At 60.2% G+C, this 18174-nt stretch carries 20 protein-coding genes; 16 read left to right on the top strand and 4 right to left on the bottom strand.

Going from position 1 to position 18174, the window contains the following annotated elements; all coding sequences use genetic code 11:
- The first annotated feature begins 44 nt into the window (after positions 1-44).
- The gene (nrdG, locus tag ACJ8IJ_RS15530) at positions 45-509 is read left to right on the top strand and encodes an anaerobic ribonucleoside-triphosphate reductase-activating protein (RefSeq protein ID WP_039567952.1); all 465 of its coding nucleotides are present in this window, start codon (positions 45-47) and stop codon (positions 507-509) included.
- Positions 510-683: 174 nt separating this feature from the next.
- On the opposite strand, the gene ACJ8IJ_RS15525 is transcribed toward nrdG, so the two are convergent.
- A complete protein-coding gene (locus ACJ8IJ_RS15525; RefSeq protein WP_413713993.1) occupies positions 684-1691 on the bottom strand; it encodes a hypothetical protein in 1008 nt (335 codons plus the stop codon).
- Between the two features lie 340 nt (positions 1692-2031).
- Entirely contained in the window at positions 2032-3090 is a 1059-nt protein-coding gene (locus tag ACJ8IJ_RS15520; protein ID WP_442518771.1) for a permease, read from the bottom strand.
- 227 nt (positions 3091-3317) lie between these two features.
- On the opposite strand from ACJ8IJ_RS15520, the gene phnF reads away from it, so the two are divergent.
- From phnF to phnP, 11 genes are read left to right on the top strand one after another with little or no spacing between them, the layout of a single operon-like run.
- Positions 3318-4046: a phosphonate metabolism transcriptional regulator PhnF gene (gene phnF, locus ACJ8IJ_RS15515; RefSeq protein ID WP_015376439.1), complete on the top strand. Its 729-nt coding sequence runs from the start codon at positions 3318-3320 to the stop codon at positions 4044-4046.
- Complete coding sequence (gene phnG, locus ACJ8IJ_RS15510; protein ID WP_442518770.1) at positions 4047-4490, top strand: phosphonate C-P lyase system protein PhnG; 444 nt, start codon at positions 4047-4049, stop codon at positions 4488-4490.
- Between the two features lie 3 nt (positions 4491-4493).
- Positions 4494-5075 carry a phosphonate C-P lyase system protein PhnH gene (gene phnH / locus ACJ8IJ_RS15505; protein WP_442518769.1) on the top strand — a complete coding sequence of 194 codons (582 nt, stop codon included), beginning with the start codon at positions 4494-4496 and terminating at the stop codon, positions 5073-5075.
- The gene (locus tag ACJ8IJ_RS15500; protein ID WP_442518768.1) at positions 5075-6160 is read left to right on the top strand and encodes a carbon-phosphorus lyase complex subunit PhnI; all 1086 of its coding nucleotides are present in this window, start codon (positions 5075-5077) and stop codon (positions 6158-6160) included. Before phnH ends, ACJ8IJ_RS15500 begins: the two co-directional genes overlap by 1 nt.
- Entirely contained in the window at positions 6153-7013 is an 861-nt protein-coding gene (locus tag ACJ8IJ_RS15495) for an alpha-D-ribose 1-methylphosphonate 5-phosphate C-P-lyase PhnJ (RefSeq protein WP_004933420.1), read from the top strand. The genes ACJ8IJ_RS15500 and ACJ8IJ_RS15495 overlap by 8 nt, the downstream gene beginning before the upstream one ends.
- On the top strand, positions 7013-7801 hold the full coding sequence (phnK, locus tag ACJ8IJ_RS15490; RefSeq protein WP_016929302.1) for a phosphonate C-P lyase system protein PhnK: 789 nt from the start codon (positions 7013-7015) through the stop codon (positions 7799-7801). The genes ACJ8IJ_RS15495 and phnK overlap by 1 nt, the downstream gene beginning before the upstream one ends.
- A gap of 16 nt (positions 7802-7817) precedes the next feature.
- Entirely contained in the window at positions 7818-8522 is a 705-nt protein-coding gene (gene phnL / locus ACJ8IJ_RS15485) for a phosphonate C-P lyase system protein PhnL (RefSeq protein ID WP_004933423.1), read from the top strand.
- Positions 8522-9658, top strand: a complete 1137-nt coding sequence (phnM, locus tag ACJ8IJ_RS15480) for an alpha-D-ribose 1-methylphosphonate 5-triphosphate diphosphatase (RefSeq protein WP_004933428.1) — start codon at positions 8522-8524, stop codon at positions 9656-9658. Before phnL ends, phnM begins: the two co-directional genes overlap by 1 nt.
- Positions 9658-10227: a ribose 1,5-bisphosphokinase gene (gene phnN / locus ACJ8IJ_RS15475; protein WP_033631639.1), complete on the top strand. Its 570-nt coding sequence runs from the start codon at positions 9658-9660 to the stop codon at positions 10225-10227. The genes phnM and phnN overlap by 1 nt, the downstream gene beginning before the upstream one ends.
- Complete coding sequence (locus tag ACJ8IJ_RS15470) at positions 10224-10826, top strand: DapH/DapD/GlmU-related protein (RefSeq protein WP_049186953.1); 603 nt, start codon at positions 10224-10226, stop codon at positions 10824-10826. The genes phnN and ACJ8IJ_RS15470 overlap by 4 nt, the downstream gene beginning before the upstream one ends.
- A 12-nt stretch (positions 10827-10838) precedes the next feature.
- Positions 10839-11621, top strand: a complete 783-nt coding sequence (phnP, locus tag ACJ8IJ_RS15465; RefSeq protein ID WP_442518767.1) for a phosphonate metabolism protein PhnP — start codon at positions 10839-10841, stop codon at positions 11619-11621.
- Here the strand turns inward: phnP and ACJ8IJ_RS15460 are convergent.
- Complete coding sequence (locus tag ACJ8IJ_RS15460) at positions 11578-12210, bottom strand: NAD(P)H-binding protein (protein ID WP_286093765.1); 633 nt, start codon at positions 12208-12210, stop codon at positions 11578-11580. The genes phnP and ACJ8IJ_RS15460 overlap by 44 nt on opposite strands.
- Before the next feature lie 30 nt (positions 12211-12240).
- Positions 12241-12681, bottom strand: a complete 441-nt coding sequence (locus tag ACJ8IJ_RS15455; RefSeq protein ID WP_015376428.1) for a YhbP family protein — start codon at positions 12679-12681, stop codon at positions 12241-12243.
- A 433-nt stretch (positions 12682-13114) separates the two neighbouring features.
- On the opposite strand from ACJ8IJ_RS15455, the gene speFL reads away from it, so the two are divergent.
- The 4 genes from speFL to ACJ8IJ_RS15435 all read left to right on the top strand — a co-directional run bounded on the left by speFL (position 13115) and on the right by ACJ8IJ_RS15435 (position 18055).
- Positions 13115-13219 (top strand): leader peptide SpeFL, encoded by a 105-nt coding sequence (speFL, locus tag ACJ8IJ_RS15450; protein WP_004933443.1) that lies wholly within the window; start codon positions 13115-13117, stop codon positions 13217-13219.
- A gap of 273 nt (positions 13220-13492) precedes the next feature.
- On the top strand, positions 13493-15655 hold the full coding sequence (gene speF, locus ACJ8IJ_RS15445; protein WP_015376427.1) for an ornithine decarboxylase SpeF: 2163 nt from the start codon (positions 13493-13495) through the stop codon (positions 15653-15655).
- 62 nt (positions 15656-15717) lie between these two features.
- Complete coding sequence (gene potE / locus ACJ8IJ_RS15440; RefSeq protein WP_028127578.1) at positions 15718-17034, top strand: putrescine-ornithine antiporter; 1317 nt, start codon at positions 15718-15720, stop codon at positions 17032-17034.
- Between the two features lie 502 nt (positions 17035-17536).
- Positions 17537-18055, top strand: coding sequence for a nuclear transport factor 2 family protein (locus ACJ8IJ_RS15435; RefSeq protein ID WP_004933453.1), 519 nt, complete (start codon positions 17537-17539; stop codon positions 18053-18055).
- Positions 18056-18174: the final 119 nt, after the last annotated feature.

Genomic DNA, 18174 nt, shown 5'->3' with positions numbered 1-18174 from the left:
GGAGGCAAGATGGCCAGTAAAATAGCCTGATGGGCAGGCCTCACATGAATTATCACCAGTACTATCCAATCGACGTGGTTAACGGCCCCGGCACCCGCTGCACGCTGTTTGTCGCCGGCTGCGTGCACCAGTGCCCCGGTTGCTACAACAAAAGCACCTGGCGGCTCAACTCCGGCCAGCCGTTTACCCCGGCGCTGGAAGACCGCATCATCGCCGATCTGAACGATACGCGCGTGCCGCGCCAGGGGCTGTCGCTCTCCGGCGGCGATCCGCTGCATCCGGCCAACGTGCCGAGCATCTTAAAGCTGGTGAAACGGGTGCGCGCCGAGTGCCCCGGCAAGGATATCTGGCTGTGGACCGGCTACCGGCTGGCGGAGCTGGACGCACAGCAAATGCAGGTGGTGGACAGGATCAACGTGCTGATCGACGGCAAGTTCGTGCAGGATTTGAAAGACCCGGCGCTGATCTGGCGCGGCAGCAGCAACCAGGTGGTGCATAGGTTGCGTTGAGCTGATAGAACATATTTCAACATGTGTTAGCTCTAGCTTGACTTCGCGCAGCTAGGGCACAGAGCCAATCTGACAAGCGGATCTGTGCCAAAAGCAGACGTTATTAACACTGTGGTACGTTAATAATGTAGGGTAGAACAGCTCCCAGAGCCTTATACAAAAATAAAAGCGTTGTTATTTCTGTTCAACCTCAACTTTTTCGACAACAAAGCCATCTTTACGGAAAAAATCCAAAACTCGTTCAATGTTACCTATACCCCATTGATTGGATATGACTATTATTTCACCCGATTCGAGCTCAATAAGATCATCGTCATTCATATGGTATCTATTCTTTCTCTCATCACTAATACATTCAGCTAAAGCTATCGTACGATTTTTTATGACTCCAAATAATTTTTCCCTCAGTTCATCGAAGTTAGCAGGATTATTCTTCTCTATCCAATCAGTAAAAATCTCCAAAGCAAGATTCCTTTTATTTAGGACAAGTCCTTTGTATCTATAACTTGAGTAATCCTTTTCTGATTTTTTAGAGTTGGCAATCTGCTCTATACGCTTCTCTCTAAATCTAACTTGGTATTCGTTCAGCTCGGGGACCGGTATTATCTGTTCAGCATTAATTAGAACCTCACCTTTGAAATTATAAGGTGTAATTTTCACGCAGCTAATATCAACACCTTTATCTCTTAACCAAATCGCCGTAGTAGTAAGTTCCTTACTAAATCCAGCCGATGCCAATATAACTCTTATATCTTTACCAAAGTCGACAAGCTCCGTATCTTGAAGCTCAACAAAATCTAGTATTTTTTCTTTAGCATCAACATCAATATTATTTTTAGAAAGGTAGTCCTGATAATATTCACATGCTTTAGAAAAACTCATAGTAGATATCATCGCTGCATATCTTAATGCTTGGAGTTCCATATGAGCACCAAACTCATCACGTTTTAATTCTATTACTACAAGGTTTGCCTGTTTATCAATAGCTAATATATCAATCCTTCTCCGACTATCTTCCCAATCAGAAAATTCTTCGGCGATGACAAGACAATCGGGTGCCAATATGGTGATGTTATTTTTAATTGCCGCTTGCAAATCATAACGTTCTTGCAACCCCTCAATAGAAAACGAGGTTCTCTCTAAAGGTGTCAATATTTTGTTGGAAATGTTATATAATGCCACAAAAACTCCTTTTTAATCTAACTGAATGTCACTAAATAAACCGTCAAATATCACCTCTTCTTATTAAGAAGATACCTCTAGTGTGACTTGTGCACCAATGAGAAATTCACGTATTCTCCCTGCTCAAAGCCGCCTGGCAATTCTATCTGTAGACGCTGCCAACCCAGCCCTGAACGCCCCCCCCCCTCAACACTCCCGCCGATAGCGCGCCATGATTTTCGCTTTAAATATAGCCATTCGTTTTCCTGCCTCCGAATGGCTTAGATAAACCGCTGTGCCGTTTCTTAAACGTTCAAAGATGCCATCTCCTCCGTTGAGATAGCATCAAGTCACGAATCCGTTACACCAATCCCATCCCCACCACGCCGGTCACCGCGCCGCACAGCGCCACCAGCGCCGCCGTCAGGCACAGCGCCCGGGCGGAGAAGGCCTTGTTGAGCATCAGCAGCGAAGGCAGGCTGACCGCCGGCAGGGTCATCAGCAGCGCCAGCGCGGGGCCGGCGCCCATGCCCGCCAGCATCATGGTCTGCACGATCGGGATCTCCGCCGCGGTAGGGATAACAAACAGGCAGCCGACGATCGCCAGGCCGATGATCCACAGCAGGCTATTGTCGACGGCGCCGTCGGCGTGCGGGAACAGCCAGACCCGCGCCGCCCCCAGCGCCAGCACCGCCAACACGTAGATCGGGATGGTCGACCAAAACAGCGCCCACAGCGCTTTGCCCCAGCGGACGAGGAACGGCTGCTCGTCGTTCTGCGCCATCATCACCACCGGCGGCTGCGGCGCGGCGGGCTGCGGGTCGTTGGCGGTCACGCGCTGCACCAGCCAGGCGATGCCCAGCACCATCACCACGCCCGCCACCAGGCGGATGGCGGCGAACGGCCAACCGAGCACAAACCCCATGAACACCAGCGTCGCCGGGTTCAATACCGGGTTGGCGAGCCAAAAGGCCAGCGCGGCGCCGCTGGATACCGACTGGCGGCGCATGCCGGCGGCGACCGGTGCGGCGCAGCAGGTGCACATCATGCCCGGCAGCGCGATCAGCGCCCCCAGCACGGTGCCGGAAAAACGCCGGTGGCCGAGCATGCGCACCAGCCAGTCGCGCGGGATCAGCACCTGCACCAGCGAGCCTAACAGCACCCCGAGCAGCGCCGCCTTCCACACCGCGGTGAAGTAGACCAGCGCGTACTGCCAGGCCGCCAGCCAGGGGCTCGCGGCGCCGTCGGCCAGGATCGATTTGCCGATCGAGTGGCTGTCCGCCGCCACGAAGGCCTTGCCGTAGTAAGGCTGCCATTTCACGTAGTAGAGGCCGACGGCCACCACCAGCAGAAACAGGATCGGTTTCCACAGCGGCCAGGCGCGTGGGGCGTGTTCAGAGGCGTTCAGAGATTGCGGCATGGTAGCGGCCAGAGTCAGTCAACAGTGGCGCCAGCATAGCGCGCCGTCGCCGCCCGTGCACGCCCGGGCTGTCCTAAATAGTTCATCTGTTCGCCACCGACGCGTAACGCGATTGTCATCTGCGCCCGTCACCATGATGCCAACTTGAAAACCACAGGGTAGACGCCCGATGAAACGCACCGCTTCCGCCTTCATCGCACAGCCATCGTTATGACGAGGTTTTTATTATGATGGAGTTATCTAGACATCCGACCACTTACCCCACCCGCTATCAGCAGATCGCCGCGCAGCTGGAACAGGAGCTGCGTACGCAGTACCGCTGCGGCGACTACCTGCCTTCAGAACAGCAGCTGGCCGAACGTTATCAGGTCAATCGCCACACCTTGCGCCGCGCGGTGGATCAGCTGGTAGAACGTGGCTGGCTGCAGCGCCGCCACGGCGTCGGCATTCTGGTGCTGATGCGGCCTTATGACTACCCGCTGCACGCCAACACCCGCTTCAGCCAGAACCTGTTCGAGCAGGGCAGTCACCCCACCAGTGAGCGCTTACTCGCTGTCTTGCGCCCGTGCAATGGGCATGTTGCCAGCGCGCTCTCGCGTGAAGAAGGCGAAATGGTGATCCACCTGCGCACTCTGCGCCGGGTCAACGGCGTGCCGATGAGCGTGATCGACCACTATCTGCCCGATCTGGACTGGTGGCCGGCGCTGCAGCAGTTCCACAGCGGTTCGCTGCACCAGTTTATCGAACAGCACCTCCAGCAGCCGCTGACCCGCCGCCAGACGCGCATCAGCGCGCGCCGTGCGCAGGCTAAAGAGAGCCGGCTGCTGGAGATCGCCACCCACGCGCCGCTGCTGTGCGTGCGCACCCTTAACGTCCGCAGCGGCGGCGAAGACGTGGCGGAATACTCCGTCAGCCTGGCCCGCGCCGACATGATTGAACTGACGATGGAGCACTGAATGCACGCCTTAGAGTCGAGACAACGCTGGATGTCGGTGCTGGCGCACAGCCGGCCCGAGCAGCTGCGCAGCCACTGGCAGGCGCTGAACCTCAGCCCGGGTTACCGCAGCATCCGCGCGCCGGAGATCGGCCTGGCCCAGCTGCAGGGGCGCATGGGCGCCACCGGCCGCCGCTTCGTGCTGGGGGACATGACCGTCACCCGCGCGGTGGTGCAGCTGGACAACGGCGGCTACGGCTACAGCTACATCGCCGGGCGCGACAAGGCGCACGCCGAGCTGTGCGCGCTGGCCGATGCGCTGCTGCAACAGCCGGAGCACGGCGAACGCCTGCAACAACAGCTGATCGCGCCGCTGGCCGCGCTGCAGCACGAACAGCGCCAGCTGCGCGCCCGGGCGGTCGCCGCCAGCCGGGTGGACTTCTTTACGCTGGTGCGAGGGGATTGAGCCATGAGTTTATTGACCGGTTTTGAACAACCGATAGACCAATCGCAGCACGCTTTCCGTTTGATTCTTAAAGCCTTGAGCGAACCGGGCCACCGGGTGACGCTGCCGGCCGGCCCGGCCTGGGCGCCGCTGAACGCCGCCAGCACCGCCGCGCTGCTGACGCTGGCCGATCAGGAAACGCCGCTGCAGCTGTGCGCGGCGCTTAAAAGTGAGCGAGTGCTAACAAACATTCGTTTTCACAGCGGCGCGCCGCTGGCCGCCACGGCGCAGGAGGTCTGTTTTGCCCTGTTCGATGAGCACGTGCAGGCTGCCGATCTGCAGGCGTTGCCGCACGGCACTGAAATCTCGCCGGAATGCGGCGCCACGGTCATCGTGCAGCTCGCCGAGCTGGAGAACGGCGCCGCGCTGCGCCTGACCGGCCCCGGCATCGAGAGCCAACGCCTGATCGCGCCGCGCCTGCCGCCGGCGCTGCTGGATTACCTGGTCAACCGCCCGCAGCGCTTCCCGCTGGGGCTGGATATTTTGCTGACCTGCGGCGATCGCCTGCTGGCGATCCCGCGGACCACCCGCGTGGAGGTGTGCTGATGTACGTAGCGGTAAAAGGGGGCGAAAAAGCCATTGAGGCCGCCCATCAGCTGCAGGAACAGCTGCGGCGCGGCGACGAGGCGCTGCCGGCGATCGGCGCGGAACAAATCGAACAGCAGCTGGGGCTGGCGGTAGATCGGGTGATGACCGAAGGCGGCATCTACGATCGCGAGCTGGCGGCGCTGGCCATCAAACAGGCCAGCGGCGATCTGGTAGAGGCGATTTTCCTGCTGCGCGCCTATCGCACCACCCTGCCGCGCCTGGCAGTCAGCGAGCCGCTGGCCAGCGAAAACATGCGGCTGGAGCGGCGCATCTCGGCGGTTTACAAGGACTTGCCCGGCGGGCAGGTACTGGGGCCGACCTACGACTACACCCACCGGCTGCTGGACTTCGCGCTGCTGGCGGAAGGTGAAGCGCCGCGCGCGCCGCAGGCCGACGAACCGCTGCCGGACAACTGCAGCCACGTGTTCGATCTGTTGTGTCGCCAGCAGCTGGCACGCAAGGAACAGGACGACGGCAGCGCGCCGGACGACATCACCCGCAACCCGCCGGTTTACCCCTGCTCGCGCTCGGCGCGCCTGCAGCAGCTGGTGCGCGGCGACGAAGGTTTTCTGCTGGCGCTCGGCTACGCCACCCAGCGCGGCTACGGCCGCAACCACCCGTTCGCCGGCGAGATCCGCACCGGCCACGTTTCGGTGGAGATCGTGCCTGAAGAGCTGGGTTTCGCCATCGATATCGGCGAAATCCTGCTGACCGAGTGCGAAATGGTCAATGGCTTCGTCGATCCCAAGGACCATCCGCCGCACTTCACCCGCGGTTACGGGCTGGTGTTCGGCCGCGCCGAACGCAAGGCGATGGCGATGGCGCTGGTGGACCGCGCATTGCAGAGCCCGGATTACGGCGAAGGCGTCGCCGGCCCGGCGCAGGACGAAGAGTTCGTGCTGGCCCACGCCGACAACGTCGAGGCCGCCGGCTTCGTCTCCCATCTCAAGCTGCCGCACTACGTCGACTTCCAGGCCGAACTGGCGCTGCTCAAGCGGCTGCAACAGGAATACAGCGAGCGTCAGGAGGCCCGCGATGAGTGAAGTATTGACCGGCTATAACCTCGGTTATCTGGACGAGCAGACCAAGCGCATGATCCGCCGCGCCATCCTGAAGGCGGTGGCGATCCCCGGCTATCAGGTGCCGTTCGGCGGCCGCGAGATGCCGATGCCCTACGGCTGGGGCACCGGCGGCATTCAGCTCACCGCCAGCGTCATCGGCCGCGCCGACGTGCTGAAGGTGATCGACCAGGGGGCCGACGACACCACCAACGCGGTGTCGATCCGCCGCTTCTTCCAGCGCGTCGCCGGAGTGGAAACCACCGAACGCACGCCGGAGGCCACGCTGATCCAGACCCGTCACCGCATTCCGGAAACCGCGCTGCGCGAAGATCAGATCCTGATCTATCAGGTGCCGATCCCGGAGCCGCTGCGCTTTATCGAACCGCGCGAAACCGAGACCCGCAAGATGCACGCGCTGGAGGAGTACGGCGTGATGCAGGTGAAGCTGTATGAAGACATCGCGCGCTACGGCCATATCGCCACCACCTACGCCTACCCGGTGAAGGTCAACGATCGCTACGTGATGGATCCGTCGCCGATCCCGAAATTCGACAACCCGAAAATGCACATGATGCCGGCGCTGCAGCTGTTCGGCGCCGGGCGCGAGAAACGCATCTATGCCCTGCCGCCGTTCACCAAGGTGGAGAGCCTGGACTTCGACGACCATCCGTTCAGCGTGCAGCAGTGGGACGAACCCTGCGCGCTGTGCGGTTCGCGCCACAGCTACCTGGACGAGGTGGTGCTCGACGATCGGGGCAACCGCATGTTCGTCTGTTCGGACACCGACTACTGCCGGCAGCAGCTGGCGCAATCTTCACAAGAGGCGCAGCACTGATGACTTCCACCCCTTTGAGCACCACCCCGCTGCTGTCGGTGAACCGGCTCACCCACCTGTACGCCCCCGGCAAGGGCTTCAGCGACGTGTCGTTCGACATCTACCCCGGTGAAGTACTGGGCATCGTCGGCGAATCCGGCTCCGGCAAAACCACGCTGCTGAAGTCGATCTCGGCGCGGCTGGCGCCGCAGCGCGGGCAGATCCTTTACCGCCCGCAGGCGGACCAGGAACACGATCTGTACGCCATGGCGGAGAGCGATCGCCGCCGCCTGCTGCGCACCGACTGGGGCGTGGTGCACCAGCACCCGCTCGACGGGCTGCGGCCGCAGGTCTCCGCCGGCGGCAACATCGGCGAGCGGCTGATGGCCATCGGCCAGCGCCACTATGGCGACATTCGCCGCCAGGCCGGCCAGTGGCTGGAAGACGTCGAAATCCCGCTGTCGCGCCTCGACGATCTGCCGACCACCTTCTCCGGCGGCATGCAGCAGCGGCTGCAGATCGCCCGCAATCTGGTCACCCACCCCAAGCTGGTGTTTATGGATGAGCCGACCGGCGGCCTGGACGTGTCGGTGCAGGCGCGCCTGCTCGATCTGCTGCGCAATCTGGTGGTGGAGATGCAGCTGGCGGCGGTGATCGTCACCCACGATCTCGGCGTGGCGCGGCTGCTGGCCCACCGCCTGCTGGTGATGAAACAGGGCGAAGTGGTGGAGAGCGGCCTGACCGACCGGGTGCTGGACGATCCGCACCATCCTTACACCCAGCTGCTGGTTTCTTCGGTGCTGTCGTAACCCAAGGCGATAACAGATGACTATGCAAATCCGAGTTGAACATCTCAGTAAAACCTTTGTGCTGCATCAGCAGTACGGCACCCGCCTGCCGGTGCTGCACGACGCCAACCTGACGGTCCATGGCGGCGAATGCGTGGTGCTGCACGGCCACTCCGGCAGCGGAAAATCCACCCTGCTGCGCTCGCTGTACGCCAACTACCTGCCAGACAGCGGCCATATCTGGATCAACCATCAGGGCGACTGGCTGGACATGGTCAGCGCCGATGCGCGCCAGATTCTGGCGGTGCGTCGCCATACGCTGGGGTGGGTCAGCCAGTTCCTGCGGGTGATCCCGCGCATCAGCGCGCTGGAGGTGGTGATGCAACCCTTGCTGGAACAGGGCGTCGAGCGCGCCGAGTGCCGCGAACGCGCCGAAGCGCTGCTCGCTGCGCTCAACGTGCCGCCGCGCCTGTGGCCGCTGGCGCCGTCCACCTTCTCCGGCGGCGAACAGCAGCGGGTAAACATCGCGCGCGGCTTTATCGTCGATTACCCGATCCTGTTGCTGGACGAACCGACCGCCTCACTCGACAGCCGCAACAGCGCGGCGGTGGTGCAGCTTATCGAACGCGCCAAGGCGCGCGGCGCGGCGATCGTCGGCATTTTTCACGATGAAGGCGTCCGCCAACAGGTCGCCGACCGGCTTTATGACATGCAGGCGCCGCAGGCGCTGGAGGCCCTCTGATGATCGTCAATAACGTTAAGCTGGTGCTGGATGACCAGGTGGTGCAAGGCTCGCTGGAGATGCAGGATGGCGTGATCCGCAGCTTCGCCGACGGCCCGAGCCGGCTGCCGCAGGCGCTGGACGGCGACGGCGGCTGGCTGCTGCCGGGGCTGATCGAACTGCATACCGACAACCTGGACAAGTTCTTTACCCCACGCCCGAACGTCGACTGGCCGGCCCATTCGGCGATGAGCAGCCACGATGCGCTGATGGTGGCCAACGGCATCACCACGGTGCTGGACGCGGTGGCGATCGGCGACGTGCGCGACGGCGGCCACCGGCTGGAAAACCTGCAGAAGATGATCGACGCGGTGATCCACAGCCAGCGCGCCGGAGTGAACCGCGCCGAGCACCGGCTGCACCTGCGCTGCGAGCTGCCGCACGAGAGCACGCTGCCGCTGTTCGAACAGCTGATGGACAAGCCGGGCGTGTCGCTGGTGTCGCTGATGGACCACTCGCCGGGCCAGCGCCAGTTCGCCTCGCGCGAAAAGTATCGCGAATATTATCAGGGCAAATACCACCTCAACGACCAGCAGATGAGCGAGTACGAGGAGCAGCAGGTCGCCCTGTCCGCCCGCTGGGCCGCGCCGAACCGCGAGGCGATCGCCGCCCACTGCCGCGCGCGCCGCATCTCGCTGGCCAGCCATGACGACGCCACCGCCGCACACGTGGCCGAATCCTGCGCGCTGGGCAGCGCCATCGCCGAGTTCCCCACCACCGAGGCGGCCGCCCGCGCTTCGCACCAGCAGGGCCTGCAGGTGCTGATGGGCGCGCCAAACATCGTGCGCGGCGGTTCCCACTCCGGCAACGTGGCGGCGCACCACCTGGCGGCGCTGGGGGTGCTGGATATTCTCTCTTCCGATTATTACCCGGCCAGCCTGCTGGACGCGGCGTTTCGCCTCGCGGCGGACGAGCGCAACGCCTACGATCTGCCCCAGGCGGTGCGCATGATCACCCGCAACCCGGCGCGGGCGCTGGATCTGCAGGATCGCGGCACCATCGCCGAAGGATTGCGGGCGGATCTGGTGCTGGCACGGCCGCACGGCGAGCACGTTTATGTGCAGAACGTGTGGCGTCAGGGCAGGCAGGTGTTCTGATGGCACGGCTCATCTATCTGATGGGGCCTTCCGGCGCAGGCAAGGACAGCCTGCTGGCCGCGCTGCGGGCCGACGCCGACCGCGCGCCGCTGGTGGCGCACCGCTATATCACCCGGCCGGCGGACGCCGGCTGCGAGAATCACATCGCGCTGAGCGAACCCGAATTTCTGCGCCGCCGCGCCAAAGGGCTGTTTGCGCTCGACTGGCAGGCTCACCAGCAGCGCTACGCGTTCGGGATCGAGGTGGATCTTTGGCTGCTGCAGGGGATCGACGTGGCGGTCAACGGTTCGCGCGCCCACCTGCCGCAGGCGCAGCAGCGCTATGGTGCGCAGCTGCTGCCGGTGTGCCTGCAGGTCAGCGCCGCGATCCTGCGCCGGCGCCTGCAGGATCGCGGGCGGGAAAGCGCCGAACAGATCGAGCAGCGGCTGGCGCGGGCGGCGGAATATCAGCAGAGCCTGCCCGCCGGCTGCCGGGTGCTGCACAACGACGGCCCACTCGACGACACCCTGGCGGCGCTGCTGGCGCTGCTGCCGACCTCTACCCGACAAACTCAGGACGCGACGCCATGAACGACTTCGCCCAGCCGAAAATCGGCGACAACGTGACCCTTAACCGCACCCGGCTCGGCCAGTATGTGCACCTGGCCGACGATGCGATCCTGGAAGAGGTGGAGATGGGGGACTACTCCTACACCGCCGGGCACAACCAGATCTTTTACGCCACTATCGGCAAGTTCGTCTCCATCGCCTCCTATGCGCGCATCAATCCCGGCAACCACCCGACCTACCAACGCATCGCGCAGCACCACTTCACCTACCGCGCTTCCGAATACGGGCTGGGGGAAGATGACGCGGCGTTCTTCGACTGGCGGCGCGAGCACCACGTCACCGTCGGTCACGACGTGTGGATCGGCCATAACGCCATCCTGATGCCGGGCGTCAGCGTCGGCAACGGCGCGGTGATCGGCAGCGCGGCGGTGGTCACCAAGGACGTGGAGCCTTACAGCATCGTCGCCGGCGTGGCGGCCAAGAAGATCGGCATGCGCTTTGACGACGCGCTGATAGAACGCATCGAACACAGCCAGTGGTGGCACTGGGATCACGCTACGCTGCAGGCGCGGCTGGCGGATTTTCGCGACATCAACCGCTTTGCGCAGAAGTACCTTTAACGGAGGGGAGCGATGCAACTGACCTTTCTCGGCACCGGCGGCGCGCAGCAGGTGCCGGTGTTCGGCTGCGACTGCCCTATCTGCCAACGGGCGCGGCGCGAGCCGGCATTTCGGCGGCGTGCGTGCAGCGCCATGCTCAACTATCAGGGGGAAACGACCTTATTGGATGCGGGATTACCGGCTTTGGAGCGGCGATTTTCGGCGGGGCAAATTCAACGTTTTTTACTGACACATTACCACATGGATCACGTTCAGGGGTTATTTCCTTTGCGTTGGGGGTGCGGAAATTCCATTCCGGTATATGGCCCGCCGGATGAACAGGGCTGCGACGATCTGTTCAAACACCCCGGCATTCTGGCGTTTCAGCCGCCGCTGGCGCCCTTCGCCACCGTCGAGCTGGGCGGCATGCGCATCACCCCGCTGCCGCTGCAACACTCCAAACTGACCCACGGCTATCTGATCCAGGCGGGGGGCGCTGCGCTGGCCTACCTGACCGACACCGTCGGCCTGCCGCCGGCCACCGCCGACTATCTGCAGAACGTGGCGCTGGATCTGCTGGTGCTCGATTGCAGCCTGCCGCCTCAGCCGCAGGCGCCGCGCAACCACAACGATCTGACCCGCGCGCAGGAGACGCAGCGGTTGCTGCAGCCCAAACGCACGCTGCTGACGCACATCAGCCATCATCTCGATCTGTGGCTGCTGGACCACGAGCTGCCCACCGGGCTGGAGCTGGCGTTCGACCACCTCAGCGTCAGTCTCGGTAGCAGTGCAGCCGATCCGACTCCAGCACCCTGACCCCTTCGCCCGGCGTGAACGCCTGCTGCAGCAGCGTTTGCGCCACGTCTTTGGCGGCGACCGCGCGCCATTTGCCGGGCAGCAACCTGAACAGCGGCAGCGTGAGGCGCTCCATCAGGCGCGGCGCAGGGCGATCCCCCACCAGCATGGAAGGCCGCACCAGCGTCAGGCGCGGCCAGCGCTGTTCGCGCAGCGCCTGCTCCATCTCGCCTTTGGTGCGGTTATACAGGAAGGTGGAATCCGCGTTGGCGCCCAACGCGCTCACCACCAGACAGTGCTGCGCCCCCAACCGGCGGCCGGTCAGCGCGCTCTCCACCACCAGTTGGTAATCGACGTAGCGGAAGGCATCGGCGCTGCCCGCCGCCCGGCGGGTGGTGCCCAGGCAGCAGAACACCAGATCGACCGGCTGCTGCAGGCCGCTCAGCAGCTCGAACAGCGCATCGCCGACCGGATTGGTCAGCTTGCCGTGCGGCGGCAGCGGCGTGCGCGTCGGCGCCACGATGGCCGTTATCTGCGGATCGCTTTGCAACCGCTGCAGCAACTCGCGCCCCACCAGCCCGGTTGCGCCGACTAACAGTGCTCGCGCCATGCGATCTCCCGTTGTAATCAATACGTCGACTTAAAGTATAGACCGCGCCCAGTGCAGCTTCTTGCCGAAGCCAAGGGTGTTGTCGGTCATCTTCACCTCGTGCAGATCCAGCCGCCATACCGAGGCCTTCATCGCCCTGGCGATCGGGAAGCGCTTGCAGTAACGCGCGCGCGCCGCCTCGGCCTCTTCGCCGCTCAGCAGCACCGCCTCGGCGCGGTACTGCACGCCGCGGATCAGCGCGATGCTTTTCGGTTTCGGCGCGATGGTGCCGACCACCCGGCCGTTGTTCAGCATCAGCCCGCCGTGGCGGGTGTGCGGTTCGGTCATCAGCCACAGCGCCATCGTCGCGGCGTCGAACACGTAAAAACAGTTGGCGCACCACATGTCGAGGCCGTCGCCGGCGCACAGCGTTAGGACATGTTGCTTGCCGATGAAATCCGCAATCTGTTGCCGTTGTTCTGGGGTATTCAAGGTTACTCGCCTCCCGGTTCACTCACTTCATCTTACCCTGCGTTGTTGAAGCGAGTCACAAATAACGATAATCGCCAAAAAACAAAAGTGAATATAAAAACAAAGATAGTGAATTTTTATTTATTTTAGCATAAAGCAGGTTGATAACATAAATAACACAATACAGATTTATTTGATCGTTATGCAGCCGGTTATTTGACCGCTTTTTTTATTCCTTCCCGAGCGCCATTGAAATTAAGTGTTCAGGGCTCGCGAACATTAGCAATTCATTTACATGCCAACCTCTGCGCCTGGATGATACTTATGCAACACATTGCATAACCAGTGAATAGTTATTTATCAAAACCGGCATTTATGTGATTCTAATCACAATTTTTAGTGCATCTTGCGTTAAAATAGCGCCATCTTTTCACTCAGCAAGGTGGATTAGAAAATGGAAAACAATAACCGAAAAATGGCGCACATCAGGCGCACAACCCATATTATGATGATGGCTCATCGCAGCTGCTTTAGCTTCGCATTCTTCAACTACAGATAACCCTCCCCCTCGCTCTTACGCCGTTGTTAAGAGTGTCTTTGCGTTTCACTTTATTCTCCGCACTCCGGTGATAATGTCTTTTTCTCGCTAAGCGGGAAGGGCACGCAATACATTTTTAATTTCGGCCAAGCGCATCCAGGATAAATAAAACAGCGAACACAGTTAATGCCTTTCGGCATCACTGGGTTCTCGCACACCTTTATTTTCGTGAAGGCGTTAGCGGCAAATGAAATTATTTGCCGGCGGAATGCCTTTGCCTGAAGAATGAGAAAAATGAAAAAATTAAAAATTGCCGCCAACACCCAAACCCTCGGCTGCTTTGAAACTGAACGCGACATCGTCGATGTGCATCACAGCGATTTCAATGACGTCGCCGCCATCGTGCTGTCGGTAGACGACGTCGCGCAAGGTATGGTGGCGCGCATCGAAGAACACGGCCTGAACATTCCGCTGTTCGTCGCCGTCTGCTGCGAAGAAGAGCTGGATAATGCCGTCTTGCCGGCGCTGCACGGCGTATTTGAACTGTGCGGCAAGAATACCCAGTTCTACGGCAAACAGCTGGAGGCCGCCGCCGCAAAATATGAGAGCGAGCTGCTGCCGCCATTCTTCAACACGCTGACGCAATACGTAGAAATGGGCAACGCCACTTTCGCCTGCCCCGGCCACCAGGGCGGCGAGTTCTTCCGCAAACACCCGGCGGGCCGCCAGTTCTTCGACTTCTACGGCGAAACGCTTTTCCGCTCCGACATGTGCAACGCCGACGTCAAACTGGGCGACCTGTTGATCCACGAAGGCGCGCCTTGCGCCGCGCAGCAGCACGCCGCCAAGGTGTTCAACGCCGACAAGACCTACTTCGTGCTCAACGGCACCTCGGCCTCGAACAAGGTGGCGACCAACGCCCTGCTGACGCGCGGCGACCTGGTGCTGTTCGACCGCAACAACCATAAATCCAACCACCACGGCGCGTTGATCCAGGCCGGCGCTACGCCGGTTTATCTGGAAACCGCCCGTAACCCGTTCGGCTTTATCGGCGGCATCGACGCGCACTGCTTCGACGAACGCTACCTGCGCCAACAGATCCGCGAAGTGGCGCCGGAACGCGCCAACGAGGCTCGCCCGTTCCGCCTGGCGATCATCCAGCTCGGCACCTACGACGGCACCATCTACAACGCCCGCCAGGTGGTCGACAAGATTGGCCACCTGTGCGACTACATCCTGTTCGACTCCGCCTGGGTGGGCTATGAGCAGTTCATTCCGATGATGAAAGACTGCTCGCCGCTGCTGCTGGAGCTGAACGAAAACGATCCCGGCATCATCGTCACCCAGTCGGTGCACAAACAGCAGGCCGGTTTCTCGCAGACCTCACAGATCCACAAAAAAGACAAGCACATCAAGGGGCAGAGCCGCTACTGCAACCATAAGCGCTTCAACAACGCCTTTATGCTGCACGCCTCCACCAGCCCGTTCTACCCGCTGTTCGCCGCGCTGGACGTCAACGCCAAGATGCACGAGGGCAAAAGCGGCCAGCGCCTGTGGCAGGAGTGCGTGCGCGTGGGCATCGAAGCGCGCAAAATGCTGCTGGATACCTGCACGATGATCAAACCGTTCGTGCCGGATCAGATCGACGGCAAGCCGTGGCAGGCCTATGACACCGCGGCGATGGCCAACGATCTGCGCTTCTTCAACTTCGTGCCCGGCGAGAAGTGGCACGCTTTTGAAGGCTATGCCGAATCGCAGTACTTCGTCGATCCGTGCAAACTGCTGCTCACCACGCCGGGCATCGATACCGCCACCGGCAGCTACAGCGAGTTCGGCATCCCGGCGACCATTCTGGCCAACTACCTGCGTGAAAACGGCATCGTGCCGGAAAAATGCGATCTCAACTCGATCCTGTTCCTGCTGACGCCGGCGGAAGACATCGCCAAGATGCAGCATCTGGTGGCCCTGATCGCCCGCTTCGAGAAGCACATCGAGCAAAACTCATTGCTCAGCGAGGTGCTGCCTGCGGTCTATAAAAACCACCAGCAGCGCTACAAAAACTACACCATCCGCCAGCTGTGCCAGGAAATGCACGACCTTTACGTCAGCTATGACGTTAAAGAACTGCAAAAAGAGATGTTCCGCAAAAGCTATTTCCCACGCGTGGTGATGAACCCGCAGGACGCCAATACCGAGTTCGTGCGCGGCAATGTGGAATTGGTGTCGCTGGCCAAGGCCGAGGGCCGCATCGCCGCCGAAGGCGCCCTGCCTTACCCACCAGGCGTGCTGTGCGTGGTGCCCGGCGAAATTTGGGGCGGCGCCGCGCAGCGTTATTTCCTGGCACTGGAAGAAGGCATCAATTTATTGCCGGGATTCGCGCCGGAATTGCAGGGCGTTTATATCCAACAGGATGAGGACGGCTGGAACCGCGCTTACGGCTACGTCATGAAAAATTAATCACCTTACGGGGCGGTGATTATTCTCGCCGCCCGGATCGCATCCTAAAAGAGAAAATGATCATGAGTAAGTCCAATAATAAAATGGGGGTCGTGCAATTAACGATCCTGACCGCCGTGAATATGATGGGTTCTGGCATAATTATGCTGCCGACCAAGCTGGCCGAAGTGGGCACGATTTCGATCGTTTCCTGGCTGGTGACCGCCGTCGGCTCGATGGCGCTGGCCTACGCCTTCGCCAAATGCGGCATGTTCAGCCGTAAATCCGGCGGCATGGGCGGCTACGCCGAATACGCCTTCGGTAAATCAGGCAACTTTATGGCGAACTACACCTATGGCGTTTCGCTGCTGATCGCCAATATCGCCATCGCCATTTCCGCCGTCGGCTACGGCACCGAGCTGTTTGGCGCTACGCTCAGCCCGCTCGGGATCTGTATCGCCACCATCGGCGTGCTGTGGCTTGCGACCGTCGCCAACTTCGGCGGTGCGCGCATTACCGGCAAAATCAGCGGCATCACCGTCTGGGGCGTGATCATTCCGGTGGTGGGCATCTCGGTCATCGGCTGGTACTGGTTCAGCGGCAGCGCCTACGTCGCCGCCTGGAACCCGCATCAGGTGCCGACCTTCGAAGCCATCGGCGCCTCGATCTCGATGACCTTGTGGGCATTCCTGGGGCTGGAATCCGCCTGCGCCAACACCGACGTGGTGGAAAACCCGGAGCGCAACGTGCCGATCGCCGTACTGGGCGGCACCCTCAGCGCGGCAGTGATCTATATCGTTTCGACCAACGTGATCGCCGGCATCGTGCCGAACATGGATCTGGCCAACTCCACCGCCCCGTTCGGGCTGGCGTTCTCCCACATGTTCAACCCGACGGTCGGCAAGATCATAATGGCGTTGATGGTGATGTCCTGCGTCGGCTCGCTGCTCGGCTGGCAGTTCACCATCGCCCAGGTGTTCAAATCCTCCGCCGACAGCGGCTTCTTCCCGAAAATCTTCTCCAAGCTGAGCAAGGCCGACGCGCCGGTTAAAGGCATGCTGACCATCGTCGTCATCCAGAGCGGTTTGTCGCTGATGACCATCAGCCCATCGCTGAACAAGCAGTTCAACGTGCTGGTGAACTTGGCGGTGGTGACCAACATCATCCCGTACATCCTGTCGATGGCGGCGCTGGTCATTATTCAAAAAGTGGCGAAGGTGCCGGACAACAAGGCGCGCATCGCCAATATCATCGCCGGCATCGGTGCGCTGTACAGCTTCTATGCGCTTTACAGCTCCGGTGAGGAAGCGATGATGTGGGGCGCCATCGCCACCTTCCTCGGCTGGACGCTGTACGGCATCGTCTCGCCGCGCTTTGAGCTGGCGGGAAAAAAGGGGTAAAGCGGTAAAGCACCGGCGGCCGGGGGTGGGATTGTGATGGGGCGCAATATCACCTCATCGCAACCCTGGCCAGCCGACGCTCTCTGTCGCCCACGCCGCTCTAGTGACTGGAATGACTCACTCTCTTTCTTACTCTCGGGCTTTATTATCAGTAAATCCAAGCCACCAAGCATAATTCCTGTTCACTACCGCCATTCATAAATAAAAAGCATCAAAACATCATTGATACCGCTTATATAAATCCATTTAAAACAGCGTTCTCGCTTCGTCATCCCATGTGCGCCAACGCCTTTACCATGAATAAAACCCCTTATTTAATATGTCGTTATGATGATTAATGCCGTTTTGCAGGGACTTTATTTCCCGAACGCCTAAGCACTTTCTATCATCTGCTCTGCTTTCCGGCGGTGCTATGATCATCGTTGATTTACAACCAATCACCGGCTCATCATCGGAATAAACGGCCAATTATTCACCCCGGAAGTCACGTGACGAGGTTTATATGAAAAACAATGAAAAACTCATTGTGAAAGCAGAAGAGACTCAACTGCCAAAAGATGTGGTTTATGCATTCTTGATGAACACGGCAAAGGAAGACGTCACCAATGCCGCCATGCGCCTTATCGATGAAAACGCGGTTTATACTTCCCTGAACTTTGAAAACAAAGAGCTCAAACAGATCGAGCCCTGGGCGGGCACTTCTCAAGGGCGACAGGTTTACATCGATACCTTTTCAAATGTCGGAACTTACTGGGAAATAAACGACTTCACGATCGGTGACATTCTTGCCGACGGAGGCACCGTGGCCGTATTTGGTCAATTCACCTATACCTCAGTAGCGTTAGGCCATCAGTTCACCTCTCCTTTCGCAATAAAAGCGCAGGTCAAAGACGGAAAAATCGTTTATTTCCAGTTTATGGAAGACACCTATGCTTCCGCGGCTTCATTCCGCGTCAGTGGCGAGTGGACAATTCAGCATCATAAAGGGGAGGAAAACAAATTTACCGTGGGTGTAAAATAATCCCTTATCGTCAAGACGGAATAAACAAACCGTTCCGCCAGTGGTGAAATCCATCGTTAAATCGTGACAAAATAGAGATGCCGCGCTTAGCTATGGCGGCCTGATGTCATCTCTACCCT

The sequence above is a fragment of the Serratia sp. CY40230 genome, from assembly GCF_052168835.1.
Taxonomy (GTDB): domain Bacteria; phylum Pseudomonadota; class Gammaproteobacteria; order Enterobacterales; family Enterobacteriaceae; genus Serratia; species Serratia nematodiphila.
This window is presented reverse-complemented; position numbering and strand designations above follow the sequence as displayed.